Annotated in this window: 23 protein-coding genes and 2 pseudogenes; 4 read left to right on the forward strand and 21 right to left on the reverse strand. The window is 66.5% G+C overall.

What is annotated here, in order from left to right; all coding sequences use genetic code 11:
- Nucleotides 1-98: 98 nt before the first annotated feature.
- Nucleotides 99-338 (reverse strand): annotated as a pseudogene (locus C7T96_RS24375) (integrase core domain-containing protein); the annotation flags it as partial.
- A gap of 1 nt (nt 339) precedes the next feature.
- Between C7T96_RS24375 and C7T96_RS24380 the strand changes: the two are divergent.
- A pseudogene (locus tag C7T96_RS24380) lies at nt 340-501 on the forward strand (EamA/RhaT family transporter); the annotation flags it as partial.
- A 208-nt stretch (nt 502-709) separates the two neighbouring features.
- Here C7T96_RS24380 and C7T96_RS13965 read toward each other — a convergent pair.
- The 10 genes from C7T96_RS13965 to C7T96_RS14010 all read right to left on the reverse strand — a co-directional run bounded on the left by C7T96_RS13965 (nt 710) and on the right by C7T96_RS14010 (nt 10,644).
- Nucleotides 710-1,813, reverse strand: coding sequence for an NADH:flavin oxidoreductase/NADH oxidase (locus C7T96_RS13965; protein ID WP_106571862.1), 1,104 nt, complete (start codon nt 1,811-1,813; stop codon nt 710-712).
- 42 nt (nt 1,814-1,855) lie between these two features.
- Nucleotides 1,856-3,037 (reverse strand): M20 family metallopeptidase, encoded by a 1,182-nt coding sequence (locus C7T96_RS13970; protein WP_106571863.1) that lies wholly within the window; start codon nt 3,035-3,037, stop codon nt 1,856-1,858.
- 48 nt (nt 3,038-3,085) lie between these two features.
- Nucleotides 3,086-3,823 carry an ABC transporter ATP-binding protein gene (locus C7T96_RS13975; RefSeq protein WP_106571864.1) on the reverse strand — a complete coding sequence of 246 codons (738 nt, stop codon included), beginning with the start codon at nt 3,821-3,823 and terminating at the stop codon, nt 3,086-3,088.
- Nucleotides 3,820-4,800, reverse strand: coding sequence for a branched-chain amino acid ABC transporter permease (locus tag C7T96_RS13980; protein ID WP_106571865.1), 981 nt, complete (start codon nt 4,798-4,800; stop codon nt 3,820-3,822). The genes C7T96_RS13975 and C7T96_RS13980 overlap by 4 nt, the downstream gene beginning before the upstream one ends.
- Nucleotides 4,797-5,675, reverse strand: coding sequence for a branched-chain amino acid ABC transporter permease (locus tag C7T96_RS13985; protein WP_106571866.1), 879 nt, complete (start codon nt 5,673-5,675; stop codon nt 4,797-4,799). Before C7T96_RS13985 ends, C7T96_RS13980 begins: the two co-directional genes overlap by 4 nt.
- A 15-nt stretch (nt 5,676-5,690) precedes the next feature.
- Entirely contained in the window at nt 5,691-6,512 is an 822-nt protein-coding gene (locus C7T96_RS13990) for a polysaccharide deacetylase (RefSeq protein ID WP_199190485.1), read from the reverse strand.
- A 21-nt stretch (nt 6,513-6,533) separates the two neighbouring features.
- Nucleotides 6,534-7,679 (reverse strand): C45 family peptidase, encoded by a 1,146-nt coding sequence (locus C7T96_RS13995; RefSeq protein ID WP_158264371.1) that lies wholly within the window; start codon nt 7,677-7,679, stop codon nt 6,534-6,536.
- A gap of 85 nt (nt 7,680-7,764) precedes the next feature.
- Complete coding sequence (locus tag C7T96_RS14000; protein WP_106571868.1) at nt 7,765-8,988, reverse strand: amino acid ABC transporter substrate-binding protein; 1,224 nt, start codon at nt 8,986-8,988, stop codon at nt 7,765-7,767.
- A 29-nt stretch (nt 8,989-9,017) separates the two neighbouring features.
- Entirely contained in the window at nt 9,018-9,776 is a 759-nt protein-coding gene (locus C7T96_RS14005) for an ABC transporter ATP-binding protein (RefSeq protein WP_238719877.1), read from the reverse strand.
- Nucleotides 9,777-9,912: 136 nt separating this feature from the next.
- The gene (locus C7T96_RS14010; RefSeq protein ID WP_245414145.1) at nt 9,913-10,644 is read right to left on the reverse strand and encodes an IclR family transcriptional regulator C-terminal domain-containing protein; all 732 of its coding nucleotides are present in this window, start codon (nt 10,642-10,644) and stop codon (nt 9,913-9,915) included.
- A gap of 212 nt (nt 10,645-10,856) precedes the next feature.
- On the opposite strand from C7T96_RS14010, the gene C7T96_RS14015 reads away from it, so the two are divergent.
- The gene (locus C7T96_RS14015) at nt 10,857-12,020 is read left to right on the forward strand and encodes a M20/M25/M40 family metallo-hydrolase (protein WP_106572083.1); all 1,164 of its coding nucleotides are present in this window, start codon (nt 10,857-10,859) and stop codon (nt 12,018-12,020) included.
- 40 nt (nt 12,021-12,060) lie between these two features.
- Here C7T96_RS14015 and C7T96_RS14020 read toward each other — a convergent pair whose 3' ends face one another.
- From C7T96_RS14020 to C7T96_RS14060, 9 genes are all read right to left on the reverse strand, one after another.
- Complete coding sequence (locus C7T96_RS14020) at nt 12,061-13,581, reverse strand: hypothetical protein (RefSeq protein ID WP_106571871.1); 1,521 nt, start codon at nt 13,579-13,581, stop codon at nt 12,061-12,063.
- 46 nt (nt 13,582-13,627) lie between these two features.
- On the reverse strand, nt 13,628-14,608 hold the full coding sequence (locus C7T96_RS14025; RefSeq protein ID WP_106571872.1) for a glucokinase: 981 nt from the start codon (nt 14,606-14,608) through the stop codon (nt 13,628-13,630).
- A complete protein-coding gene (locus C7T96_RS14030) occupies nt 14,605-15,603 on the reverse strand; it encodes an SIS domain-containing protein (RefSeq protein ID WP_106572084.1) in 999 nt (332 codons plus the stop codon). Before C7T96_RS14030 ends, C7T96_RS14025 begins: the two co-directional genes overlap by 4 nt.
- Before the next feature lie 5 nt (nt 15,604-15,608).
- A complete protein-coding gene (locus C7T96_RS14035; RefSeq protein ID WP_106571873.1) occupies nt 15,609-16,661 on the reverse strand; it encodes a Gfo/Idh/MocA family oxidoreductase in 1,053 nt (350 codons plus the stop codon).
- Nucleotides 16,658-17,722: a Gfo/Idh/MocA family oxidoreductase gene (locus C7T96_RS14040; RefSeq protein WP_106571874.1), complete on the reverse strand. Its 1,065-nt coding sequence runs from the start codon at nt 17,720-17,722 to the stop codon at nt 16,658-16,660. The genes C7T96_RS14035 and C7T96_RS14040 overlap by 4 nt, the downstream gene beginning before the upstream one ends.
- Before the next feature lie 79 nt (nt 17,723-17,801).
- Complete coding sequence (locus C7T96_RS14045; RefSeq protein WP_158264372.1) at nt 17,802-18,836, reverse strand: ABC transporter substrate-binding protein; 1,035 nt, start codon at nt 18,834-18,836, stop codon at nt 17,802-17,804.
- A 40-nt stretch (nt 18,837-18,876) separates the two neighbouring features.
- Nucleotides 18,877-19,650: an ABC transporter permease gene (locus C7T96_RS14050; protein WP_106571876.1), complete on the reverse strand. Its 774-nt coding sequence runs from the start codon at nt 19,648-19,650 to the stop codon at nt 18,877-18,879.
- The gene (locus tag C7T96_RS14055; protein WP_158264373.1) at nt 19,647-20,441 is read right to left on the reverse strand and encodes an ABC transporter permease; all 795 of its coding nucleotides are present in this window, start codon (nt 20,439-20,441) and stop codon (nt 19,647-19,649) included. The genes C7T96_RS14050 and C7T96_RS14055 overlap by 4 nt, the downstream gene beginning before the upstream one ends.
- Nucleotides 20,438-21,118: an ABC transporter ATP-binding protein gene (locus tag C7T96_RS14060; RefSeq protein WP_158264374.1), complete on the reverse strand. Its 681-nt coding sequence runs from the start codon at nt 21,116-21,118 to the stop codon at nt 20,438-20,440. Before C7T96_RS14060 ends, C7T96_RS14055 begins: the two co-directional genes overlap by 4 nt.
- A gap of 373 nt (nt 21,119-21,491) precedes the next feature.
- On the opposite strand from C7T96_RS14060, the gene C7T96_RS14065 reads away from it, so the two are divergent.
- Complete coding sequence (locus C7T96_RS14065) at nt 21,492-22,607, forward strand: substrate-binding domain-containing protein (RefSeq protein WP_158264375.1); 1,116 nt, start codon at nt 21,492-21,494, stop codon at nt 22,605-22,607.
- A gap of 71 nt (nt 22,608-22,678) precedes the next feature.
- Here C7T96_RS14065 and C7T96_RS14070 read toward each other — a convergent pair whose 3' ends face one another.
- Entirely contained in the window at nt 22,679-23,158 is a 480-nt protein-coding gene (locus C7T96_RS14070) for a MarR family transcriptional regulator (protein ID WP_199190482.1), read from the reverse strand.
- A 115-nt stretch (nt 23,159-23,273) separates the two neighbouring features.
- Here C7T96_RS14070 and C7T96_RS14075 point away from each other — a divergent pair, with 115 nt between their 5' ends.
- A complete protein-coding gene (locus C7T96_RS14075; protein WP_106571880.1) occupies nt 23,274-25,346 on the forward strand; it encodes a hydantoinase/oxoprolinase family protein in 2,073 nt (690 codons plus the stop codon).
- Nucleotides 25,347-25,357 lie beyond the last annotated feature (11 nt).

Genomic DNA, 25,357 nt, shown 5'->3' on the forward strand with positions numbered 1-25,357 from the left:
ACAGCGGGAAGTACGGCGATATCCGCGCCATCTGGCCCTCGCTCAGCAGAAACAAATCACCCATCACGGCCTCCTTCTCAAAGACCGTGAATCACATCTCAAAAGGAATTAATAGGTCCTGAGATTAGAGCCTCGGCTGTTTGTGTTACGCCGTGGGGCGCGGGTCGAGCAGCCGGCGGAGACGCGTAGCCCTTGTCGAGCGAAGCGTCGTAGCCGGTTGCGGTGAGGATCTCGGCGAAGGCCGCCGGGGTCTAGTATCCGAGCGAGGAGTGCGGTCTCGCCGTGTTGAAGTCCCGCCTTCATTCGGCGATGGCGCTTCGGGGGTGATCGAGGCCGAAGCTTGAAACGGTGCTCACGCCGGTATGGGTGTGGATGATCTTCGCCGAAGTGCCCACCACCGCTTCGCTGATAGGCGGTTCGATATTGGTGATGACACTGATCGCCCATTCGGTCTGGGCACTCGGCCCAGGCAAGGAAATTCCCGCAAGAGCGGCCGGTTAGAAAGACCGTCATGGGCAAAATCGCCGATGACGGTGAACATCCTGAACGCCCTTTGCGCCGGAACCTGGCCCGCTTCGACCGCCTTCGGAAAACCCTTGGCGCTTCACGGCTGCCACCGGCGCCTTGCGTCACCTCCGATCCCGGTCCAAACAACCGCTGGATACGTCCGTGGCAGCCGAGCGCCGACCGGCCGATGAGCGCGAGCGTCTCAGTCGGCGTCGGAATAGGCCGCGCCGGGCCAAACCGCGTCGGCCGCGCGCTGATACTGGACCGGCCGCTCGACATCGGCACCGAGGACCCGCGCCGCTGCCCAGCCCCAATGCGGATTGTCGAGAAAGGCGCGGCCGAGCGCGACCATGTCGGCGTCGCCGGCCACGACGATCCGCTCAGCCTGCTTCGGCGTCGTCACCAGGCCGACGGCACGCACGGCAAGGCCCGTTTCATCACGCACCCGCTTCGCCAGCGCGACCTGATAGCCGGGCCCGATCCGCGGCGCCGCGCTCGGCGTCACCCCGCCGCTGCTCACGCACACGAAATCGACGCCTTCCGCCTTCAGCCCGTGGGCGAAACGCACCGCCTCGTCGAGGTCGATACCGCCCTCAACCCAGTCCGAGCCGGTCATGCGCACCCCGAGCGGTCGGTCCCGCGGCCATGCCTTTCTGACCGCACGGACCACCTCGAGCGGGAAACGCATGCGGTTGTCGATGCTGCCGCCGTAGTCGTCGGTTCGCCGGTTGGCGCGCCCGGACAGAAACTGATGCAGCAGATAGCCGTGCGCGGCATGCAGCTCCAGAAGGTCGAAACCGAGCCGAGCCGCGCGCCCGGCGCTTGCCGCATGCGCTGCCTTCACGCGCTCCAGGTCGGCCCGCTCCATGGCGCGCGGCACGTGCCAGCCCTCTCCGAAGGCCTCCGCCGAGGGCGCGATCGTCGTCCACGGCTTTTCGTCCGCCCCGAGCGCCCGGCCTCCCTCCCACGGCCGTTGCGCGGAGGCCTTGCGCCCCGCGTGGCTGAGCTGGATGCCGAGCCGCGCCGCCCCATGGTCGCGGCAATACGACACGATGCGCGCCAGAGCGTCCTCGCTGGCCTCGTCGTAAAGCCCCAGATCGCCGTGGGTGATGCGTCCTTCAGGCTCGACAGCGGTCGCTTCGACGACCAACAAGCCGGCGCCGGAGGCGCTCAGCGTGCCCAGATGCGCCAGGTGCCAGTCGGTCGCCGCGCCGTCGACGGCGCTGTATTGGCACATCGGCGATACCGCGATCCGGTTGGCAAGGGTCAGACCTCGCAGGGTGATCGGCGAAAACAACGCGCTCAAGTGCCGCTCCTCGATAAGAGATGAAGACTGGATGAAAGGGGTTTAGCCGGTCGCGAGGCTCTGGAAATGCCGCGACGTCAGCATGGCGTACAGCAAGGCGGCGCGTGGGGCTATGGTGGACACGAGAATATGCTCGTCGACGGCATGGGCGCCAGCCCCGCCGCAGCCCAGGCCGTCCAGCACCGGCCGGCCGAGCGCGGCGGCGAAATTGCCGTCCGACACGCCGCCGCGCGCCGTCTCGCCGATCGGCAGGCCGAGATGGGCAGCAAGCGCGCGAGCGGCCGAATAAAGCCGTGCCACGGCCGGCGAGCGGACGAAGGGCGGCCGATTGAGGCCTCCGTTCACCTCCAGGCGGATATCGCGGTCGACCGCCCGCCGCGCCAACATCGCCGCGACGAGACGCTCGGCGGTCGCCATGTCGTCGACGCGCATGTCGACTTCGATGCCGGCCTTGTCCGGCACGACATTGGCGCGCGTGCCGCCATGCACGGTTCCGACATTGAACGTCGCCGCACTCTCGCTATCGTTCATCGCCTCGATGGCAAGAACCTGGCGCGCGATCTCGCGGATCGCGCTGCGCCCGTCGTCGCGGTTGCCGCCGGCATGCGCGGACACGCCGTGCGCGGCCAGGTCGAAACGCGCCCAGCCCTTGCGGGCGGTCACGACGGTTCCCGGCGCGCCGTACGAAGGTTCGGGGACCAGCACGAAGGCCGCGTCGCCCACCAGGCGCTCGATGGTGCCGCGCGAGACGGGGCTGCCGATCTCCTCGTCGCCGTTGAGAAAGACGCGCACCGGGCGCGGCGGCACGATCCCCTGCCGGGCGATGCGCCGCAACGTCTCCGTCGCCAGATAGGAGCCGGCCTTCATGTCGAAGATTCCGGGCCCGTAAAGCCGGTCGCCCTCGCGCCGGACCGGCCGTTCGGCCAGCGTCCCGGCGCTCCAGACCGTATCGACGTGCCCCATCAACAAGGCCGCGTCGCCGTCGCAGCCTTCGGGCCGGTAGTCGATCACCATCTGGCCGCCGCAGCCGTCGCGCGCCGGCAGACGCCGGATTTCGACCGGCAGGCCGTCGAACGCGCTCTCGACCCGGTCGAACATCCGGTCGATCAGGTCGGGCCGATCGGACGGCGTCTCCATCTCCACCCAGTCGACGATCCCCTCGGCCAGCTTTTCGCCGTCGAAGGCCTGTGCCCGCAGCAGCGCGGGCTCGAATTCTTCCGCCATGATCCCGTCTCCGTCCGGCCTGCGCCGCGCTGAAGCGGCATGTCCGCCTCAGCCGGCATTGTCCTCGAGCGGCTCTCCGAGATAGGCGGCGATCACCTTGGGATTGGCGACAACCTGCTGCGGCGTGCCCTCGGCGATCTTCTGGCCGGCATCGATCACCACGATGCGATCGCAGACGCTGGTGACCGCCTTCATGTCGTGTTCCACCAGCCATACCGTGGTGCCCAGATCGCGCACCTTGCGCAGGCAGCCGACCATTTCCTCGGTCTCGGCCGGATTGAGGCCGGCACACGGCTCGTCGGCCAGCAGCAGGGACGGCCTCGTGGCATAGGCACGCGCGACTTCCAGCTTGCGCAGCGAGCCCACGGTCAGCCCCTCCGCGGTGCGGTCCGCAAGCTCTTCCAGACCGGCGATGGCCAGCGCCTGGTCGACCACGTCCTCGGCCGCGCGCGCGCCGGGGCGTCCGAACATCGCGCCCACCCGTACGTTCTCGCGCACCGTCAGGGCCGGAAAGGGTTTCGATATCTGGAACGCCCGGGCGATGCCTGCCTGGTTGCGCCGATAGGTCGGCAGCGGGGAAAGATCCTCTCCCTTGAAACGGATTTCGCCGCCGGTCAGCGCGTAGTAGCCGGTGATCAGGTTGAACAGCGTCGACTTGCCGGCGCCGTTCGGGCCGATCAGCCCGAAGATCGCGCCGGCGGGAATGTCGAAATCGACGTCGCGGATGGCGGTCAGCCCGCGAAAGGACTTCGTCACGCCGCGGCCGGACAAAAGAATATCGCTCATGAGCCGGTCTCCGTCGCCGCCGCCCCGCCGCCCACGGCCGGGCGCCGCCACGAGCGCAGCGCCCCGATGATGCCGCCGGGCATGAGAAGGATGATCGCCACCACGATGGCTCCGGTGATCAACAGATGGATATCCAGGAACCGCGACAACAGCACCTGGGTGATGAAGAGCATGATCGCGGTTCCGATGACCGGTCCGGCCAGCGTGCCGATGCCGCCGATCAGGCAGAAGACGATCATGTTCAGCGAAAAATCGAGCCGGAACACCGTATAGGTGGTGAAATAGCCGACGCTGTAACCATAGACCGCGCCGAACGTTCCCACGAGCACGGCCGACAGCACGAAGGCCATGATCTTGTAGCGCTCCGTCGCCACGCCGAGCATCATCGCCGTATCCTCGTCCTCGCGGATCGACAGCAGCGCATAACCGAAGCGGGACTTGCGCACCGCGACCGCGATCAGGATGGAGGCGAGCAACAGCGCGCCGAACAGGTAGTAGAAAAAGTCCTCCGGCGCGGTGCCGGCCGGCAGCGGCGTTTGAAGAAAGACGCCGACCCCGCCCTGGAACCACGACAGATTGTTGACCAGCTCGCCGACGACCTGACTGACCCCGAGCATAGCGATGGCGAAATAGATGCCGCGCAGTCGCAGGATCGGATAGGCGATGATGGCGGCGAACAGGCCGCAGATCAGGCCGGACAGCAGGATCGGCAGGACCATCGACAAAGGCCCGTCGCCGAACGGCCCCAGCCTGGTGACGATATGCGCGGCGCTGAACGCCCCCATGCCGATGAAGACGGTGTGACCGAAGCTCCAATAGCCGGCAAAGCCGCCCAGAAGGTTCCATGCGACCGCCAGGCCGGCGGAAAAGAAAAACAGCTGGATGACGCGCGTGTAGAAGGGACCGATCCACAGCGGCAGCAAAACGGCCGCGAGGACGACGGCTATGGCCGCGAGGAGGACGAGGGCGCGGTTCATCGGCTTTCTCCGAACGCGTTGCCGAGCAGCCCGCTCGGCCGTACCAGCAGCATGAGCACCAGAACCAGGAACATCGCCGCCTGCGTCAGCGAGGGACCGACATATTGCGCGGTATAGGCGTTGATGAGGCCCAGAAGCAGGCCGCCCACCAGCGCCCCGGCGGGACTGCCGATACCGCCGAGCACGACGACGATGAAGGCGTTGAGCGTCCAGGCGACCTCGCTCGCCGCCGTGAACGGCTGCACGATGCCGATGATGGCGCCGGCCGCCCCGGCCATCGCCGCGCCGAGCCCGAATGTCAGCCCGTGCAGATTCTTGACGTTCAGCCCGCAGAGTTCCGCGGCCAGCGGCTGCTGGGCCGTGGCGCGGATCGCCCGGCCGAAATGCGTCCTGGCCAGGACCAGCGCCAGAACTGTCAGCAGCACAAGGCTCGCGCCCAGGGCCACGATGCGCACGACGTCGATGCGCAGCGGCCCGAGCGGAATGCTGAGGAAACTGTAGCTCGGCGTGATGGTGTGGACGTCCGGCCCGAACACGAGCTGGAGGCCGTTGCGCGCCATCATCGCCACCCCGAACGTCACCACCAGCGACGCGACCAGCGAGGCGCGCGAAACCGCCCACTGGATGATCGTGCGCTGATACACATACCCGACCGCAAACAGGGCCAGCCCGATCGGCACGATCCCGACCAGCGGATCGATGCCGAGCTCGGCAAACAGCACCAGCGCGCCATAGGCGCCGGCCACGACGAAGATGCCGTGCGTCAGGTTGACGATGCCGAGCACGCCGAAGACCAGCGAGAAACCGACGGCGGCGAGCGAATAGATGCCGCCCAGCACGAGGCCGTTCAGGGTCGTTTGCAGGAAGAGGGTCATGAGGCCGACAAGCTCCTAGCCGTTTTCCTTGGCGGCCCAGGCCGACGCCACTTCCGCGCCGGTCGCGAACCACACATCGGGAAAGCGGCGCACGAAGGCGATGAACTCGCGCAGCATGGCGAGCCGCGACGGCCTGCCGATGATCTGCGGATGCGTGACGACGTTGACCAGCCCGCCCCAGCGGTAGATTTCCGTGAATTCCTGTTTCCACACATTCAGGATGTGGTCGTTGGTGTGGATCGGGCGCGGCGACTGGATGGCGAACAGCGCGAAGGGCGCATCGTCCATGCTCCAGTGCCAGGGCAGTTCGACCGGACCGGGCGTGCCGTCTTCCAAAACATGCCGGTAGGGACTGACCTGGTCCATCAGCGAACTGTCGTATTCAAAGCCGTATTCGTGCAGCAGGCCGATCATGTTCTGCGAGGTTTCGCCGGCCGGCGAACGATATCCTTTCGGCTTGACGCCGACCGTTGTCTTCAGCGCCTCGAGGCCCTTTTCAAGCGCTTCGCGCTCCTTGTCGGGGAAATCCGGATCGATCCATTCGTGCAGATAGCCATGATGGCCGATCTCGTGGCCGGCGGCGGCGATCGCGTCCATGCGGTCGCGATATTTTTCGGCCGTCCAGCCAGGCACGAAGAAGGTGCCCTTCAGGCTCTCCTCGCGCATCAGCTCGAGTATTTTGGGCACGCCGGTCTTGGCTCCGTAAATGCCCTGGGAAAGCACGCCCGGGCGCCGAGCATTGTCGGGATTACGCGACAGCCACAGCGTCTCGGCGTCGAAGTCGAAGGTCAGCATCACGGCGCAGCGCGCACCGTTCGGCCATTCGATAGGGTTCATGTCGTCCACGGCAAGTTCTCCTCAGGCATCATCGCAACGGCGCTCATCGGTATCGAGCGGAAAGGCCTGGAACGGGGCCTCGCAGGGCGGGCCGTCGGTCGCGTAGAGAATGCGCTCGTCCAGGTCGAGAACAATGGCCGCCACCGTGATGACGCGCTTTTCGGGCCGCAGCAGCGGGTCGGCGTGGCGGCAGATCGCGGCCGGCGCGGAAAAATGATCGCGCATCACCTCTTCGAGCGCCGGGCGATCGATCCGGCCGAGATGGCGCCGCAGGAGGCGCTCGGCGCGCGGCCCGCGATAGAGCGTGTTCGGGGCGATCCGCTCCATCTGCGAGACCGTTCGCGTCTCCTTCACCAGATGGTTGGCGTGCACGACAAGCCCGTCGGCCGGCGACAGGTAGGCGCAATGCTCGGGCGTGGCTTCGATATCGAGAATCTCGCCGTCGCTGTGGCCGATCAAGAAATTGCTCGAGGCGGTGCGGTCGGTCTCCACGACCGGCGCCAGCGCCTGGTCGAAACGCCAGGCGTCGAGAATCTCCTTGCAGCGCACGTGAAAAGGTTTGCGCATGCCGGTCGTGCCGTCTCGAGGCGTCACCAGCCCGTTGACGCACAGGCCGATGCCGGCCGCGTTGACGCCCATCTTCGATCCGACGATGCCGGCCTCGCTGAAACCGACGAAATCGGGCTTGCCGTCCTCCGGCCGGGACGCGCGCCGGACACGCTGCACGAAGGTGCGTCCGCGCACATTGGCCAGCCAGTCCCAGTTCTGCGCCAACATTGTATGCCCGTCGGCGGTCGCTTCGGGCAACATGCCGAAGGACGTGCAACCTTCCTGCTCGAGGCGCCCATTGGCGGCTTTCGCCTCGGTGCCGAAGGCGAGATAGGTGATTTCGTAGCGCGCGTTCAGCATGGCGATCTCGGTCGCCGACAGGCCCGACGCCGCCGCGATCGCGCCCATCTCCTCGCCATATTCGCCATTGTCGGCAACGATGAACGCGAGCCAGGCCTCGCTCTGCTCCAGGATCGTCGCGCGCGTCGCGCCGGCCGCTTCGAAGCGGGCGAGATAGGTCGCCACGTTGTCGCGGATGGCGCCGGCCAGCGTGGCGCCGTGGATGCGGCCGCGCTCGCGCGGGTCCGCGCCGAGTTCCAGAAGCGGGAGGTCTGCCATATTATGCTCGTCGACTAGCGAAACAGGATCGCGGCGGCCGGAAAGCCGGGGGCATGCCGGACGCCGCGCTCGTTGCAGCGCGCGGTCAGGCGCGCTCCTGCCATGTCGGGGCGGGATAGACGGGCTTGGCCGAGGCGCCGTCCGGCGGCGCCACCACCTCCATCTCGCCATTCTGGCGCTGGATCAAAAGCGGGCCGAGCAGGTCGGGATCGCCGTCGCCGTCCTGCGTAAAGCGCACGCGCCCGTAGAAGCACTCGAAATCGAGCGCATCCAGCCCATCGCGCACGGCATCGAGATCGAGCGAACCGGCCTGCTTGGCCGCCTCGACATAGGCCACGATACAGGCCGCGCCGCTGGCCATGTGATAGGTCAGATCACGGTCGAAATTGGCACGGAAATATTTGGCGAAATCGGCCGCCGACCCGAAATAGCTACCCGAATAGGGTGCGCGCTCGGACCAGTAGGCCTGGGTGACGACACCATTTGCGTAATTGCCCAGCGCGTCGCGGAACGCCGCCGTCTGCGGGCCGAGCGTCTGGTAGAGCATCGGCACGTTGGTCTCGGTGGAGACCATCTGGCGGGCGATCAGGATCGAGGTCTGGTCATGGGTGGTGCAGACCAGAATGTCCGGCGCGCTCTCGCGGATCGTGGTGAGCACGTTCGACACGTCGCTGACGCCGGCCGGCAAGGCGATATAGTCGACCACCTCGATGCCGGCCTGTTCGATGGTCTGGCGCGCGCCCTTGGCCTGGAATTCCGAGAAGGCATCGTTGGTGTAGATGATCGACACCGTCTTCACCGCCGGGTCGAGGCTGGTGAACATGTTGACCGACGATACGAATTGCTGCGAGGCGCGCGGGAAGATGCCGAACACGCGCTTGCGGCCTTGGGTGAAGATCAGGTCGGACCCGCCGCCGGCCTGCACCATGATGCGGCCGGCCGCTTCGGTGATGGAACAAGTGGGCAGCACGATGTTGGAGCCGAACGAGCCCAGGAAGAAGCTGATGCCTTCATCGACCTGGCGCTGAATCAGCGTGGTGGCGCGCGCCGGATCGGACGCGTCGTCGAAAATGTTGAGATCGAGCTGATAGCTCTGCCCGCCGATCTCGGCGCCACCCATTTCCTCGTTGATGTATTTGACCGCGCACTGGTAGCCCTGGAGCACGTTCTGGCCGGTCTCCGCGGCGGCGCCCGTCATCGGCACCGATCCGCCGAAGGTGATGGTGTTGTCCTGGCCGAAAGCCAGTTTCGGCATCGCGCCGGCAGCGAGCGCGGCGGTCGTCGCTTGCAGGAAGGTGCGTCTTCTCATCTTTCGTCTCCCATTTTGAAATCCGGCATTCAGACCAGCCCGAGATAGGCTTCCTTTACCTTCGGGTCGTTGAGCAGGCGGCGGCCTTCGCCCTCCTGGACGACGCGGCCCTTTTCCAGCACGTAGGCGTAGTCGGCGATGGCAAGCGTGTGGTGCACGTTCTGCTCGACGAGCAGCACGCTGATGCCCTCCGCGTTGAGCTTGCGCACCAGTTCGAAAATCTGCCCGACGAGAATCGGGCTCAGACCCAGGGACGGCTCGTCCAGGATCAAGAGGCGCGGCATGGTCATCAGGCCGCGGCCGATCGCCAGCATCTGCTGCTCGCCGCCCGACAGCGAGCCGGCAAATTGGGTCTGGCGCTCCTTGAGGCGCGGAAAAAGCTCGAAGACCCGCTCCAGCGATTGCGAGCATTTTTCCCGGGCGCGGCGCACGTGGCCGCTCAGGATCAGGTTTTCGCGAACCGTCAGGTGCTGGAACACGAGACGACCTTCCGGCACCAGCGCGACACCGAGTTCGACGACCTTGTGCGCCGGCAGTCCGCCGATCTCCCGGCCGTCGAGCATGATCGAGCCGGACCTGCTCCTCAGGGCGCCGGCGATCATCTTGACGCTGGTGGACTTGCCCGCACCGTTGCCGCCGATCAGCGCCGCGATCTTGCCGCGGCGAAGTTCCAGCGAACAGTTCGAGACCGCGCTGACGCCGGCATAGTCGTAGGCCAGGCCCGACACGCGCAGCAGCGCCTCGCCTGCCGAATCCATCCCATTCTGCCCGCCGGGTGTGGCCGTCATGCGACTTCCCTTTTTGCGTATTGCTAAGCGATACGATCGAACTGTATTTGACAATTTACGGACCTGCCGTCCGATTTGTCAAGCGAGCGGGCGTTCGAGCGGGAATACGGCGTCGCGGCGGAGGCGGGCGACCGACTCAGGAAGGGCGCAGTCCGGCCGCCGCCGCGGTGACCAGCGGGCCGGCGCGCGCGACGAATTCGTCCGGCTGCCACTCGGCCAGGGAAGCGGCAACGTGAATCGCGCCCACGGGATGGCCGGCTTCGTCGAGCACGGCCGCCGCCACAGCGATTTCGCCGACCAGAACCTCTTCGATCGCCAGCGAATAGCCGGTTTCGCGCACCTGGACGATCCGCTCCATGATCTGGTCGATCTCCACGGTGGTGCGCGGCGTCAACTTGCGCCTCTGCGAGCGCTGGAGGATGTCGAGAACGTCTTCCTCCGGAAGGTGGCTAAGGACGGCACGCCCCCCCGACGTGCAGTAGGTCGGCACGCGCCGCCCGATCAGATGGGCGTAGAATGTGTCGCGCTTGCTTTGCATGCGCACGACGTAAAGCATCGTCAGATCGTCGAAGAGGCTGAGATCGACGCGTTCCTTGATGGTCCTGCGCAGGTCGGCCAGAATGGGGATGGCCCGATTGATGAGCGGATTGGACCTCAAATAATCGAACGAGCGGTCCAGGATGCGCCGACTCGGCGCGACGCCGGCAGCCGTCTTTTCCAGATAACCGATCGAGACCAGCGTATGCACCAGGCGCTGGGCCGCGCTTTTGTCGAGCCCGCTTGCCGCCGCGATTTCAGCAAGCGACATCGCCGTCGGCCGGTCGGCGAAGGCCTCGAGCACGCGGAACCCCCGCGCCAGAGCCTCCACGAACAATCGGTCGGGCTTTGGGGCGGCGCCGTCCGGTGGCGTCGATCCTCTCGGGGGGCGTGGTATTGCTGCTGCCACAACGTCCTCTCTGTGCGGGTGTTCGGGCGATTTGCGGATGTAGCGTGATCCTGTTTCGGGATGGTTTGACCGCCGCGAAAATCTCGATTTATGATAGCGTCGATTTAAACACATTGCAGAGCGATACGCAAACGATGCATGCTAATGATTTCGCTGGTCTCGATGTCACGAAACTCGGGTTCGACAGCGGCCGGATGGCGGCCGGCCTGCGCGCCTGGGTCGAGACGGAAAGCCCGACCTACGAGCGCGACGCCGTGAACCGGATGATGGACCTCGCCGCCCACGATCTGGCGCTCCTGGGCGCGGTCGTCCAGCGCATTCCGGGAACGCGCGGCTTCGGCGACTGCGTCAAGGCCAGCTTTCCGCATTCCCGGGCCGGACAGCCCGGCATCCTGGTCTTGGGACACTTGGACACCGTTCATCCTCTCGGCACGATCGAGCATTTCGCCTGGCGCGAGCAGGACGGGCGCTGCTACGGACCCGGCGTGCTCGACATGAAGGCGGGCAACTATCTGGCGCTCGAGGCAATCGGCCAATTGATGCGCATCGGCCACCAGACGCCGCTGCCCGTCACCGTGTTGTTCACCAGCGACGAGGAGGTGGGCAGCCCGAGCACCCGCGCGCTGATCGAAGCCGAGGCGGCCAGGCACCGCTACGTGCTGGTGCCCGAACCGGCGCGCCGCAACGGCGGCGTCGTGACCGGCCGCTACGCGATCGCCCGCTTCGATATCGAGACGCGCGGCCGGCCGAGCCATGCGGGACTGCGGCTCGGCGAAGGTGTATCGGCGATCCGCGAGATGGCGCACCAGATCATCGCCGTGGAAGCGATGACAGATGCCGAAACCGGCTACAGCGTCGGTGTCGTCCAGGGCGGCCGCTGGTCGAACTGCGTGTCGACGACCTGCAAGGCCAAGGCGCTGGTATCGGCCACCACCGACGAGAAACTGGCCGAAGCAATCGCCCGGATGGAGAGCCTGAAGCCGGTCGGCGGGGACGCCCAGGTGATCGTCAGACGCGACGTCGTAAGGCCTGTATGGACCGCAAGCCCGGCCTCATGGTCGCTTTACGAACATGCGGCGCGTCTGGCGCAGGCAATCGGCCTGGAGATTCCGCATCAGGATTCGGGCGGCGGTTCGGACGGCAATTTCACCGGCGCGATGGCCATCGCCACCCTCGACGGGCTCGGCGCGCGCGGAGACGGCCCTCACACGCTGGAAGAATATATCGTGACGGAAAGCCTGGCCGAAAGGGCGCGCCTGGTCGCCGCCCTTCTGGCAACGCTGGACGGCTCGGTCTGAAACCTGAAACGGCACAGGTTACGGCCGCAGGCGAACGGCGTTATCGGCAAAAAACCGGGCTCGTCCAGGCCGATTGGCCGTTGGCCTGGCGCATACGCGCCATCACCCATTCCCCGCGCCGCAGCGCGCCGAGCCGCACCGTGCCCGTCCATTGCCATTGCTGTGGCCTGGGCAGTGGGTGAAACCGGAACGCGGGAGAATCGATCGGGCCGATATTGCCCGACACGGCCCCTTTCAAAAGACGATCGACATCGACCGACACATGCTCGCCAGACAGTTCGGCGACGATCCGCGCGCCCGGCCGCAACCGCACCCGCGCCGCGATCGCCTGCGTGGTGGCGGTGAAATTGTTCGGATTGGCATGGGCGCGCAGCGAAAAGGCAACCGTGCTGCCGTCGTGAACAATCCGGCTTTCGTGCGGCACCGGTGCGCGCGCCTCAAGCGGCGAAACGATCTCGGGACCGCGCAGGCGCGGTTCGACGGCCAGGATCTCGCCGTTTTCGAGCTTGAGAACGCCGTCCCAGTCGTGATGGCTGCCGCGGGCGCCCCAGCCCAGTTCGAGCACGAGCAGCGTCTCCAGCGCGTCCGGGTCGCTCGTCACGGCCGATGGGCGCAGCGCCGGCGTGATCCGCTCGAAGAGCGCGCCGTTCCTGACGATGTCGATCTGATCGATGAAGCTGCCGCCGACCGCCTCGATCGCCATGTCCGCCTGGCTTGCCGGCGCCACGACGTCGCCCTGGATCGCGCCGCCGATCGACAAGAACAAATGCGCGTTGTCGCCGGTCAGCGCGTTGGTGCGGCGCGAAAACAGGCTTTGCCACAGCGCCTCGGGACTGTTTTCGGCCACGTAGACGGCCGAGCGTCCATGGGCATACGAGCCCGGAAAGCCGCTATGGTGGTCGGTATTGCCGAGCACGCCGAACAGATGGCCGTCATTGAGGCCGGCATGGACCGTGTTGACGCCGTCGCACGGTCCCATCGAATGCAGGAACGGCCGGTCGGTCAGCGATGTCTCCGCGCAACCGTGCATGGAGATCATTTCCAACACAGGCGACAGATCCTGCTCGAAGCTCGACCAGTTGATGCCCCGCGCACCGGTCCGGTAGCCAATATGGTGCGGAAAGGCGAAGGCGCGCGTGCCGTATCGGCCGCGCAGTCGCTCCAGCAGCGTATGCGGATCGTCGGCCTTGAGAATCTCGCGCTGGTCGAGATCGCGCAGCACGATCGTGTAGTCGCCATGCGCGCAGGAATGGATCTCGTAGCCCGGAAACACGGTGAAGCGGCCGGGATCGTGGAACGCGGCCAGCGTGTCGAAATGGGCCGGCCAGGTCCGCTCGAGCCGCGAAAACCCCTTGACGTGGAAATCGACGATATGGGCGACGCGCGGGTCGTCGACCGGCATGTCGGGCCAGTAGGCGTGGCCGGTGATGGAGACGAAGTCGAGCTGCCTGCGGGCGTTCTCCAGCGCCGCCTCGAGCTCGCCGTGCCCATAGGACAGATTGCAGTGATTGTGCAGATCGCCATAAAGCGGGCGCAGGCCGGCGGCAGCGGTGAGCGGCATCAGGCGTTCTGGGAGCGGTTGTGTCGGCAAGACGATCCTCCGCCGGTCAGGTCGGTCCGGCGGCGCGACCGCCGCGGACCGTGTTGCAGGGAAGGTCGGGCCAGGCGAGACAGCCGACTAGGGCGGCGCTTTGGTCCATCACCAGGTCGAGCGTGAACCCCCGCATCAACTCGCGCATCCGCCCCTTGGCCAGGAAGGCACGCGCGAACGGGCTGTCGGGGCCCTGGATGAATGGCGCCAGCGCGCCTGTCACGCCACCTGTCAAATAGATGCCGCCGCGCGGCAGGAAGGTGAGCGCCAGATCGCCGGCCGTCCGCCCGAGCATGCCGGAGAGCGTGCCGCAGGCGAGAACCGCGTCGGCGTCGCGACCGGCCGCGCCTTCGGCCGTCACCGCCGCCGCATCGCCGAGCGCCGCCGCCCGGCCGGAGCGGTCGCAGGCCACCCGGTAGAGCGCGACGAGGCCGGAGCCCGACAACACACGATCGAGCGAGCAGCGGCCGAAGCGGCCGGCGAAATGGTCACGCAACGCCGTCTCAAGTCCCGGCTCGGGCGCAAAACCGGTGTGGCCGATCTCGGCGGCGAGCACATGGCCGCCCTCGATCAGCGCGCTGGCATTGAAGCCGGTGCCGGCGCCGAGCACCAGCTTGACGCCCCGCCCCGCCGCGCCCGGCAGGACCGACCTTGTGACCAACGCCTCGGCCCGCGACAAGGCCGCTCCGAGCGCGACGAAATCGTTGATCAGCACGACGTCGCCAGTGCCGGCGATTTCGGCGATTTCGGCACGCGCGATCGTCCAGTTGCGATTGGTCAGACAGATCGTGTCACCATCGATCGGGGCGGCCAGCGCCACGACGGCGCGCTCGACCCGACCCACCCGGACCTGGCCGAAATAGTGTTTCAGCGCCGTGCCGAAATCGGAAAATCGCTCGTTGGGAAACTGTACGACCGTTTCGGGGTCGAGGCGCCCGTCGACACCGAGCCCGAAGCGCACATTCGTCCCGCCGAGATCGCAGGCCAGCGCCCTCATGTCGTCACCGTCACCTTGGCGAGCCGGGCCGGCCGGTCGGGATCGCGCCCCAGCAGCAGCGACAATTGCTCGGCGAACCGGTAAAAACTCACCACTTGGCAGATCGGGTCGAGCAGCACGTGACCGGCTTCGACCGTCGGCAGCGTCTCGCGCGGTCCGGCGACGAACACGGCGGCACCGGCCTGGTGCAAGGCGCGCGTCGCCTCGCCGATGCCGGCGGCGGACCGGTCGCGGGCCGCAAACACCAGCGCGGTAAGATCGTCTCCCGCCAGCTCGATCGGCCCGTGGCGCAGCTCGGCCGCACTATAGGCCTCGGCATGCAGCCGGCAGGTTTCCTTGAGCTTGAGCGCGGCCTCGCAGGCGACCGCGAAGCCTGGCCCCCGCGCCACGATGTAAAGACTGCCGCCGGCCGCAAACGGCGCCATCGCCGCCGTCCAGTCCGTTGCCGCGGCCTCGGCAAGCCTGGCCGGCAGATCGCGGATGGCGGCGGCGAGATCGACATCGTCGAGCCAGCCGGCGACGAGCGCGGCCAGCGCGACCAGCGAGGACACGAAGGTTTTTGTGGCCGCAACCGCGCGTTCCTCGCCCGCATGCAGCGCCAGGCAGATTTCCGCCTGTCGGGCCAGCGTCGAACGTGCCGTGTTGGTGAGGGCGAGCGTCGGCGCCCCGCCTGCGCGCGCGGCGCGCTGCAGGGCGACAATGTCGGCGCTGGCGCCCGATTGCGAAATGCTGACGAGCGGCACATTGGCCATTTTCAACGGCGTCTCGTAGATCGAGGCGACCGAGGGGCCCATCGAACCGACCGGAATGCCGATCCTCGTCTCGACCAGATATTTGAAATAGGTCGCCGCGTGATCGGAACTGCCGCGCGCGCAGGTGACGACACAGGCTGGCGCGCGCCGGCCGAGCATGCGGCCGGCCTCCAGATAGTCGTCCATCGCCAGGGCGAGCTGGCGCTCGACCACGTCGGGCACGGCGCTGATTTCGCGCGCCATCCAGGTCACGGCTCGACCTCGGGATAGTCGATCGGCACCATCCGCTCTTGCCGGGCCGCCTCGTAAGCCGCCTCGATCATCGCCGAGGCGTAAAGACCGTCGCGCGCGCCCGTCGGCATCGCGGTGCCGGCGGCAAGCGCATCGATGAAGGCCCAGGCGACATGCTCGTGGAACACGCCGGTCTTGAAATGCGGCACGATGTCGGAGACCTGCCAGCCGCGCGCGGTTCCGTCACGGCGGAAGACCTGCAAAAACGCCTCTTCGCGCGTCGGCCGCGAGGCGATGTCGACGCCGCTGACCAGCACGGTGCCACCGGTGCCGTAAATCTCGATCGAATGGTCGGCGGCGGCGAAACACCAGCTCGTCGAGACTTCCGCCAGCAGGCCCGATCGATAGGAGAATGTCGCCAACGCCGTGTCCTCGACCGGCAGCCCCAGCGTGTGCGCCGACAGCGCCGCGAACGCCCGTTCCGGCTCGCCGAACAACAGCCGCAGCAGGTCGGCCGCGTGCACCCCCTCGTCGAGCAGGGTCCCGCCGCCAGATTTCTGCGGGTCGACGAACCAGGCCTTGCAGAAATCGTCGCTCAGCCCGTGGCTGTGACCGTGCCGTATGCGGCACAGCGTGACCGTGCCGAGATCGCCGGAGGCCACGATCTGGCGTACGGCCTCGCTTACCGGGTCGAACCGCTTCGGGAAACCCTGCATGAACGGCACCGGCGAAGCGACGAGCATGCGGCAAATCTCGAGCCCCTCGCGCACGTTCACCGAAAGCGGCTTTTCGCACAGGATCGGCTTGCCGACGTCGAGGGCCGCGGCGATCAGCTCCTTGTGCTCGACCGTGGTCGAACAGATGGCGACCGCATCGCAGGCCTGCAGCAGGGCCTGCCGATCGTCGAACGCGGTCAGGGCGTAGGCGTTGGCGAATTTCCCGGCCAGCGCGGGGTCGCTGTCCCAGATACCGGCGATGGCGGCGTCCTTTCGGGCCAGGATCGCCTTGGTCCAGAAATTGGCGTGATAGTGCTGAACGCCCAGAAGGGCGATGCGGATCGGATGTGTCATCGGTCCTCGTGCTCCTCGGGCGTTGGGTCGGCAACCGCGACCCGTCGCCCTTCGCCGGCGGCGCGATAGATCGCCTCGGCGACAAGAATCGAGGCCAGGCCGGCGGACGCGCTGTCGTCGGGGCGCGCCTGCCCGCGCACGATGTCGAGCCAGTGCCGGTGATGGGCAGCTCCCAGCGTCTCATCGGCAAGCGGCGGGTTCACCCAGCCGTCCTGCCCGGTTATCTCGGGCGCGTAGATCGCCGCCGGCCCGCGTTCGCTGCGAAGCCAGACCGTGCCCTTGTCGGCGTGGAGTTCGAGGCGAAACCGGTCGCAGCCGGCGATCTCGGTATAGCTCATCTCGTGGCTGACCAGCGCGCCGCTGGCGAGCGTGTAGCTTGCCACGACATTGTCCTCCAGCGCGGTGGTCACCACGCGCCCGTCGGCCAGCCGGCGACGCGGACGGGCCGTGGCCAGGCTGGCGGTCACCTCGGCGATCGGACCAAACAGATGGCCGCACAGATCGATGCCGTGCACGCCGAGCTGCATGACGACGCCGCCGGATACGTTGTCGGGCGAATAGAACCAGTCCGCCCAGTCGGCGCCGGGCGTGGCGTTGCGGATGCGCACGGAATGGATCCGGCCGAGCGTACCGTCCTGGAGCAGGCGCTTGAGCCAGCGCACTTCCGGGAAATAACGATGCATGAAGCTGACGGTCAGTGGCGCGCCGGAGGCCTCCGACGCGGCGATGATCTCGGCGCATTGCGCCGCATCGAGCGCCATCGGCTTCTGCAACAGCACGGCCTTGCTCCGCGACAGCGCGGCGATGGCGTGGTCGCGATGCAGCCCGTCCGGTGTCGCCACGACGACGCCGTCGATGGCAGGGTCGGCAAGCACCGCGTCGAGGTCGGTCGCAGCGCCCTCGATGCCGAACTCGGCCGCGCGCGCCCGGGTTCGCGCCGGATCGCGGCCGACCAGGCAGGCGATCGTGACATCGCCGGCCGCCGTCAGGCCGCGGACGTGATAATCGCTGATGAAACCCGCGCCGAGGATCGCGATGCGGGGTTTGGCCGGGCTGACCATGTCGATCGGTCTCCAGATAGTGGTTGGAACGATGCCGCCTGGCGACGCCCCGGCGAAACCGGGGCGCCTGGGAGGAGCGTCAGGGCTTCCATTGGCCCTCGACGGACACGAGCGCGCTGTCGGCGGCCGCCAGCGGCTCGGAATAGGTGAAGCTCAGCGCGTCACGCCGATCCTTGATCCTGTTGGTGGCTTCCAGGAAATCGGTGATCGCCGCCATGTCCTCGACATAGGTCTCGTCGATCGAGGCGTCGAACGTATAGTTCGACAACAGCGCCTGGTTCATCTCCAGCGGCTGCTCCTGGAAGTCGGAAAAGATCGTCAGCACCTCGTCGCGGTTGGCCGGGTCGCTCACATATTTCTGCGTGCGCACCAGAACCTCGACCAGCGCCTTGGCCGCATTGGGATTGTCGCGCACCCAGTCCTGCGAGGCGACCCACACGGTGCGGTTGTTGGAAACCTGAACTTTTTCGCCGTCATTTTGGGCGAAGCCGCTCACCGTGCCGGTGTGCACGACCTCGGTGTCGAGCTCGGTCAGCGCGCGATACGGCCACGGCTCCCAGAACACGATGCCCTGGATCTCGTTGTTGGCGAGGCTGGCCATCGCCTCCGGCGGAGCCAGGTTGACCGCCTGGATCTTGTTGAAGTCGAGGCCGTAATGCTCGGCGACATTGCCCAACAGCGCGCCCGAGGTCGAGCTGACCAACAGGCCGAGCTTGACGTTGTAGAGATCCTCCGGCTTTTCGACATTGGCGTCCTTGCGCACGACGATCTTTTCCAGACCGTGACTGACCGCATTGCTACCCAGGATGACGACCGGCACGCCATTATGGGCCATGGCGATCGGCGGCAGATTGCCCGGCGTCCAGAGCTGGATTTCGCCGGCCAGCAGCGCCTCGCCGGCGAGATTGCCCGACTGGAACTTCTTGAACTCGACATTGGTGAAGCCGGCCTCGGCCAGCCAGCCCTTTTCCTTGGCCACGACATGGACCAGGAACGGCAGGTCGACGCCGATGCTGATCGACAGCGTATCGGTCTCCACGTCCGCCGCCGCGGCATTGGCCGCAAAGGTCGCCACAAGCGCGGCCAGCGCCGCGCCCTTCAATCGTTTCATCATGACTAGTCTCCTTCCCTGTTGATTGTGTCTCGCACGGTTCCTACACGCCGCTGCCGTGCCAGCGGCCGATCCATCGCTGGATCGCGCTGCCGATGGCGGCATCGGTGAGCAGATTGAGAAAACCGATCAAAAGAATGCCGACGATGATGACGCTGACCGATCCGCCGGTGTTGCGCTCGTTCATGATCATGTAGCCGAGCCCGCGATCGGCAGCGATCAGCTCGGCGGCGACCAGCACGCCGAAGCTCAGCCCCCAACCGATGCGAATGCCGGTCGCAAGATCCGGCGAGGCCGCCGGCAGGACGATGCGGGTAAGCAGCGACCAGCCGCCCACGCTGAACGTGCGCGCCGCGCGCACCAGGATCGGGTCGACATTGGTGACGCCGTGATAGGTGGCGGTGACGACGGGAAAGAACGCGCCCAGGAAGATGATGAAGAATTTCGACGGCTCGCCCAGACCGAACCAGATGATCGCCAGCGGGATCCAGGCCAAAGGCGGGATCGGACGCAGCAATTCGATCAACGGTCGGGCGATCAGGCCAAACCAGCGATACCAGCCGGCGAGAACGCCGATCACGACGCCGGCGGCAACACCGAGCGCGAAACCGGAAAACACCCGAAACAGGCTCCAGGCCATGTGTTCGCCGACGGTATCGGCCGACAGCCGGCCGGCGGCCTCGGCTATCGCGGTGACCGGTCCGGGAAAGACGCGCGGGTCGATCGCGCCCAGCCGCGACGCCGCCTCCCAGACCGCAACCACGATCAGCGTGCCGATCAGCGGCAGGGCGATATTGGTCAGGCGCTCCCGGTTCATGCGCGCGCCCCCTCCCCCGTCGCGCCCCAGGGCAAAAGAACGCGCTCCAGCGCGGCCAGTCCCGTCGAGATCACGAAGCCAAGCACGCCGATCACCAGCATGCCGATAATGGTGATCTCGCTGCGGTAGAAGGTGCGCGCCTCCATGATCAACGCGCCGAGCCCCTCGATCGTGCCGATCATCTCGGCGCCGACAATGACCATGAAACCGACGCCGAGCGCCATGCGCGCGCCGGCGAACATGCGCGGCAGCGCCGCCGGCAGCACGACCTCGCAATAGAGCGCGACGCCCTTGAGGCCGAAGGAGCGACCGGCCCGGATCAGCACCGGATCGACATAGACGACGGCGGCGATCACGTTGGACAGCATCACCCAGAAGCAGCCATAGGCGATCAGGATCACCTTGGTCAGCTCGCCGGCCCCGAACCAGACGATGACCAGCGGCAGCAGGCTGAGCGTGGCGATCGACCGGCAAAACACGATCACCGGCTCCAGCATCTTGTTGACGAGCGGAAAGGCGCCGATCACCAGCCCGACGGGTATCGCGAGCGCAAGCGCGGCCAGATAACCTTGCAGGATGCGCGTGACGGTCGTCAGGACATGCGACCAGATGGTGATGCCGGTCGGAAAGCCGGTCGTCGCGATCTCGACGAAACCTTCGGCGATCCTGCTGGCCGGCGGAAACTGGTAGGCCTTCAGATAGCCGGTCTTAACGCCGAGCTCCCACAACGCGATCGCTCCGACAATAACGGCGGCCGACACGGCGTATTGGAGGACGAGGCGGCCCCTCATGACGACAGGCCCTTCCAGATTTCCTCGTGCAGGGCGATGAAGCGCGGGTCGGTGCGCAGACGCGGACGCGGCAGATCGATCGCCAGATCGCGCTCGATGCGACCGGGATGCGGCGCGAGCAGGATGACGCGGTCCGACAGCGCCAGCGCCTCGTTGATCGAGTGCGTGACGAAGACAACGGTCTTCTTGCGCGCCTCCCATATGCGCAGCAGCTCCTGCTGCAACTCGATGCGGGTCAGCTCGTCCAGGGCGCCGAACGGCTCGTCCATCAGCAGGATTTCGGGGTCCAGAGCCAGCGCCCGGGCGATCGCCACACGCTGCTGCATGCCGCCAGACATCTCGCGCGGGTATTTGTCGGCGGCCGCCGACAACCCCACCAATTGCAGCAATTCGCGGGCCCGCTCCTGCTTGTCCGATTTGGACAAGGACGCGTCGCGGAAGCCGAAGACCACGTTCCTGAGTGCCGTCATCCACGGAAACAGGGCATGCTGCTGGAAAACGACGCCCTGGCCCTGACCCGGTCCGCGCACCGCGCGACCGTGGATTTCCACCGTGCCGGAGGTCGGGCGCTCCAGCCCGGCGATGATGTTGAGCAAGGTGGTCTTACCGCAACCGCTGCGACCGACCAGCGAAACGAATTCGTTCTCGCGCACCGTCAGATCGATCGTTCGTAGCACGGTCGGGCCGTGCCCGGGGGCGCCGAAGGATTTGGTGACGTTCGAGATCCGGATGGCGCTCCCCGCAGACGGTTCCGCTTCGACCCGAGTCGCCGCGCCCGATCCAACCTGAGAATGCCCTTCCCGTCCGACAGTCACATCTTCCTCCCCAGACCACCCAGCCTGCCACCGTCAAATGCAATCACAGATACAATATGATTGTAAAGGTCCAGATACAATTTTTGTATTTTTTGTATCTTACACGAAATAGAATACTGATATTAATGGAATTTTTCCGAAGTTCGCCACATAGAATCACTTGTTTTCTGGACCGATAGGTTGGCTTGCAAGATTGTATTCGGCAATGTATCTATCGAACGAAAGGAGACGACCGTTGCGGGCAGGTTCCTCGGACATGATCGCGCAATCGCTCATCGAGCTGATCGATGCAGCCGACGATGGCGCACGCCTGCCGACCGTACGCGAACTGATGGCCCGGCACGGCGTCGGCCAGGCGACCGTGCAGGAGGCCTTTGCGCGGTTGCGCGCCATGGGGCTGATCAGTTCGCAGGTTGGCCGCGGCTCGTTTGTCGTCAAGCCGCACGGCCGCGCCGCGTCCCGCCCCGCCGTTGCCGCGCCGGCCCGGCGGGTTGGGCTTCGCAGCCTCCTGATCCTCGCCAATTCCAGCATGAACGAGCGTTGCTCGCTGGTACAGAACCGGATCGTCGAGGTCGTCGGCGCCGATGGCGGCAAGGTCGTGCAGATGTCCTACCACGACACCGATCATCTGCTCGACATCCTCAAATCGATCCCGACCTTCGACGCGGTGATCCTGCAGTCCCATTACGAGGTGATACCGGTTCGGCTGCTGGCCATGCTGCAGAGCAAGACGCGCGCGCTGGTGGTCGACGGCCACACGGTTTCGGGCGTCGACATCGACCGCATGGGCATCGACTGGGAAGAGGCGCTCGACCACGCGCTCGACCATCTGACCGGTCTCGGTCACCGGCGCATTACGCTGGTCTCGCTCGACAGCTCTGCGCAGCCGATCCTGGGCGGGCGGCGCTATTTCGCCCGCATGAGCCGCTGGCGGGGCCAGGAGATCGACGGCCGGCTGGCCGTCCTGGAAGGCATGAAGCATCCGACCCAGGGCGTCGCCTCGGCACTCGAAAAAGCGCTTGCGCGGCTACGCGCTGACGAGACGCAATCCATGCCGACAGCCCTGATCTTCATCGGCTTTTCCGACTGCATGGGAATTCGCGAGGTCATGCGCGATATGCGCATCGACATCCCCGGCGAGCTCAGCATCGTCATTCTGGGTCACCCCGACGTGGCGACGGAACATCTGGGCCTGTTCACGATGGTCGGGGGAACCCACGAGGATGGCGCCGAGGCCCTGATCGAGATCATGAAGGCCCGGATCGAGGATCCAGGGCAGCCGCCGCAGATCGTCTATCTCGATTGCAGGATGCACGTCAGGGACAGCACCGGCCCGGCCCGCGCGGACTGAAGGTCCGGCTCCCCGCAAGCCCCGCATTTTTTCGTCTCCGCCGGCCGGCGCGGCCCGCGCGCGCAAAAACGTCAGGACCGCATCACCGCCGAACGCAACAGGTCGGGCCCGGTCGCGATCTTCCGCGCCAATTCGAAGAACACGGCTCTCTCCTCGCTCGACAGCGGCCCGAGCAACTCCTCCTGGCGCTGGCGCGAAACCTCGATCAGGTCGGCAAGCACCGCCGTGCCGGCCTCCGTTGCAAACAGGCGCTTCTCGCGGCCGTCCGAATCGGATGGTTTCTGCACGATGAAGCCCCGCGTCTCGAGCAGGGAGACCGCGCGGCTGATCGTGTTTTGCGGGCGCGGGAAGAGGTGGCGGATCTCCTTGGCGCGGATGCCGGGAAATTTGTCGATCGCGTAGAGCGCCGACCAGGCCTGCACGGGCATATGGAACCTGCGCTCGATGTAGCGGGTGGTCACCGCATTGTTGCCCAGCACGATGTAGCTGATCACCATCAGCTCGCGCAGATTCCCGGCAAAAATGGTCTCAAGCAGTTTGTCCGCGCTCACGTCCGATCAACCTCCGTTGCCGTGGATCGGTCCTAGCTCCTAAACCCATTTGGATTCAACTTGCCATTTCAATCCAAATGGATCAATGTTGCCTCCAGGACTTGTGGAGGCAGGAATGATTGCACTGGGCGTCGACGTCGGCGGAACGTTTACCGATCTGATCCTGGCGGATCTGGCGAAGGGAGACGTCACCATCCACAAGACGCCTTCCACGCCCAGCGATCCGGCCCAAGGGGTGATCAACGGCGTCAGGGGTATTTGCGAACTCACCGGTACCGAACCGGGCCGAATCGACGCCATCTTCCACGGCACCACGGTCGGCACCAACGCGATGCTCGTCCACGACGGCGCCGTGACCGGCATGATCACCAATGAGGGTTTTCGCGACATTCTCCATATCGGGCGCCACCAGCGTCCCCAGCATTATTCGATCATGCAGGATCTGCCCTGGCAGAGCCGACCCCTGATCCGCCGCCGCTTCCGCAAGACGGTGGCCGGGCGGCTGGACGCCAAGGGCAACGAACTCGTTCCGCTCGACGAGGAGGCCGTCGCCGAGGCCGCCCGCGACCTGGGCGCGGCCGGCGTCGAGGCGATCCTGGTCGGGTTCCTGTTCTCCTACGTCAATCCCGCGCACGAACGGCGCGCCGCCGAGATCGTGCGCGCCGCCCTGCCCGACGTGTTCGTGACCACCTCGGCCGAGGTCTCGCCGCAATTTCGCGAGTTCGAGCGCTTCACCACCGCGGCGATGTCCGCCTTCATCGGACCGAAAGTGCGGCGCTACGTCAGCAGGCTCTCCGACGAACTGCGCGAGATCGGCGTCCACGGCGAATTGCGGGTCATGACCTCGAGCGGTGGGCTGGCGACACCTGAAATGATCGCCGAACGCCCAGCGACCACCCTGCTGTCCGGCCTGGTCGCCGGCGTGCGCGGCGGTGCCTGGGTCGGCTCGCATGCCGGCACCGACCGGCTGGTGACGCTCGATATCGGCGGCACCAGCGCCGATATCGGCATCATCCGCGACGGGCGGCTGGCCGAAGCGGACGCGCGCAGCGCCAAGATCGCCGATTTCCCGGTGATGCTGCCGATGATCGACATCCACACGGTCGGCGCCGGCGGCGGCTCGATCGCCCATATCGACCGCGGCAAGGCTTTTCGCGTCGGACCGCAGAGCGCGGGCGCCGATCCGGGCCCGGCCGCCTACGGACGCGGCGGCACCGTTCCCACCGTCACCGACGCCAACCTGGTGCTCGGCCGGCTGGTCGCCGACAATTTCCTCGGCGGGCGCATGGCGCTCGACGCCGAGGCCGCAGCGCGCGTCATCGGCGAGCTCGCCGAAAAACTTGGCCGCACGCCCGAGGAGACGGCGGAAGGCGCCCTCACCGTGCTCAACAGCAACATGGCCAACGCCATTCGTTCGCGCACCGTGCAGAAGGGCATCGACCCGCGCGACTTCACGCTGTGCGGCTTCGGCGGTGCCGGACCGCTGCACGCGGCCGAGGTGGCGACCATGCTCGACATGAAAAACGTGCTGATCCCGCCGCATCCGGGCATCACCTCCGCGGTCGGCCTGCTGACCGCCGATCTCGAGTATCACGCGCTCAGAACCGCGTTCGCGGTCAAGGGCGCGCTCGACATCGCCCGGCTGCAGGCGCTCTACGACGACATGGAGCGCGAACTCGGCGCGATCTTCGCACGCGACCGGGTGCCGTCCGACAAGATCAAGATGCTGCGCCAGGCCGATCTGCGTTATGTCGGCCAGGGATACGAACTGAAGATCGACGTGCCGGACGGCCCGCTTTCCGACGCCGCGCTCGACCAGGTCTGGCAGGCGTTCCACGACCGCCACCGCGAGGAATACGGCCACGCCTTCGAGGCGAGCCCGATCGAGATCGTGACGGTGAAGCTGCGCGGCCTGGGCACGGTGGACAAGCTCGCCGAACCGCCGGCCTACGCGGTGTCGTCGGAGCCGAAGCAGGTCGGCGCCGGACGGTGCGTGTTCCGCGTCGACGACGCGCTGGAAACCCACGACACGCCGCATATCGAACGGAACTCGCTGCCGGTCGAGCGCAAGTTCGCCGGCCCGGCGATCCTGCTTCAGACAGACACCACGACCGTGGTACCGCCCGGCTGGACCTATTGGGCCGACCGGCACGGCAATGTGCGCATGACGCGCGACAACCAGGCTTGAAGGGGGACAGA

It is taken from the genome of Nitratireductor sp. StC3, assembly GCF_003015025.1.
GTDB classification, from domain to species: Bacteria; Pseudomonadota; Alphaproteobacteria; order Rhizobiales; family Rhizobiaceae; genus Mangrovimarina; species Mangrovimarina alexandrii.

Bases quoted from the DNA above. Each gene is read 5' to 3' on its own strand.
- C7T96_RS13970 (WP_106571863.1), bottom strand. From the start codon at position 3,037: ATGGCGGAAGAATTCGAGCCCGCGCTGCTGCGGGCACAGGCCTTCGAC.
- C7T96_RS13975 (WP_106571864.1), bottom strand. From the start codon at position 3,823: ATGAGCGATATTCTTTTGTCCGGCCGCGGCGTGACGAAGTCCTTTCGC.
- C7T96_RS13980 (WP_106571865.1), bottom strand. From the start codon at position 4,800: ATGAACCGCGCCCTCGTCCTCCTCGCGGCCATAGCCGTCGTCCTCGCG.
- C7T96_RS13985 (WP_106571866.1), bottom strand. From the start codon at position 5,675: ATGACCCTCTTCCTGCAAACGACCCTGAACGGCCTCGTGCTGGGCGGC.
- C7T96_RS13990 (WP_199190485.1), bottom strand. From the start codon at position 6,512: ATGAACCCTATCGAATGGCCGAACGGTGCGCGCTGCGCCGTGATGCTG.
- C7T96_RS13995 (WP_158264371.1), bottom strand. From the start codon at position 7,679: ATGGCAGACCTCCCGCTTCTGGAACTCGGCGCGGACCCGCGCGAGCGC.
- C7T96_RS14000 (WP_106571868.1), bottom strand. From the start codon at position 8,988: ATGAGAAGACGCACCTTCCTGCAAGCGACGACCGCCGCGCTCGCTGCC.
- C7T96_RS14005 (WP_238719877.1), bottom strand. From the start codon at position 9,776: ATGACGGCCACACCCGGCGGGCAGAATGGGATGGATTCGGCAGGCGAG.
- C7T96_RS14015 (WP_106572083.1), top strand. From the start codon at position 10,857: ATGCATGCTAATGATTTCGCTGGTCTCGATGTCACGAAACTCGGGTTC.
- C7T96_RS14020 (WP_106571871.1), bottom strand. From the start codon at position 13,581: ATGCCGCTCACCGCTGCCGCCGGCCTGCGCCCGCTTTATGGCGATCTG.
- C7T96_RS14025 (WP_106571872.1), bottom strand. From the start codon at position 14,608: ATGAGGGCGCTGGCCTGCGATCTCGGCGGGACGAATGTGCGCTTCGGG.
- C7T96_RS14030 (WP_106572084.1), bottom strand. From the start codon at position 15,603: ATGGCGCGCGAAATCAGCGCCGTGCCCGACGTGGTCGAGCGCCAGCTC.
- C7T96_RS14035 (WP_106571873.1), bottom strand. From the start codon at position 16,661: ATGACACATCCGATCCGCATCGCCCTTCTGGGCGTTCAGCACTATCAC.
- C7T96_RS14040 (WP_106571874.1), bottom strand. From the start codon at position 17,722: ATGGTCAGCCCGGCCAAACCCCGCATCGCGATCCTCGGCGCGGGTTTC.
- C7T96_RS14045 (WP_158264372.1), bottom strand. From the start codon at position 18,836: ATGATGAAACGATTGAAGGGCGCGGCGCTGGCCGCGCTTGTGGCGACC.
- C7T96_RS14050 (WP_106571876.1), bottom strand. From the start codon at position 19,650: ATGAACCGGGAGCGCCTGACCAATATCGCCCTGCCGCTGATCGGCACG.
- C7T96_RS14055 (WP_158264373.1), bottom strand. From the start codon at position 20,441: ATGAGGGGCCGCCTCGTCCTCCAATACGCCGTGTCGGCCGCCGTTATT.
- C7T96_RS14075 (WP_106571880.1), top strand. From the start codon at position 23,274: ATGATTGCACTGGGCGTCGACGTCGGCGGAACGTTTACCGATCTGATC.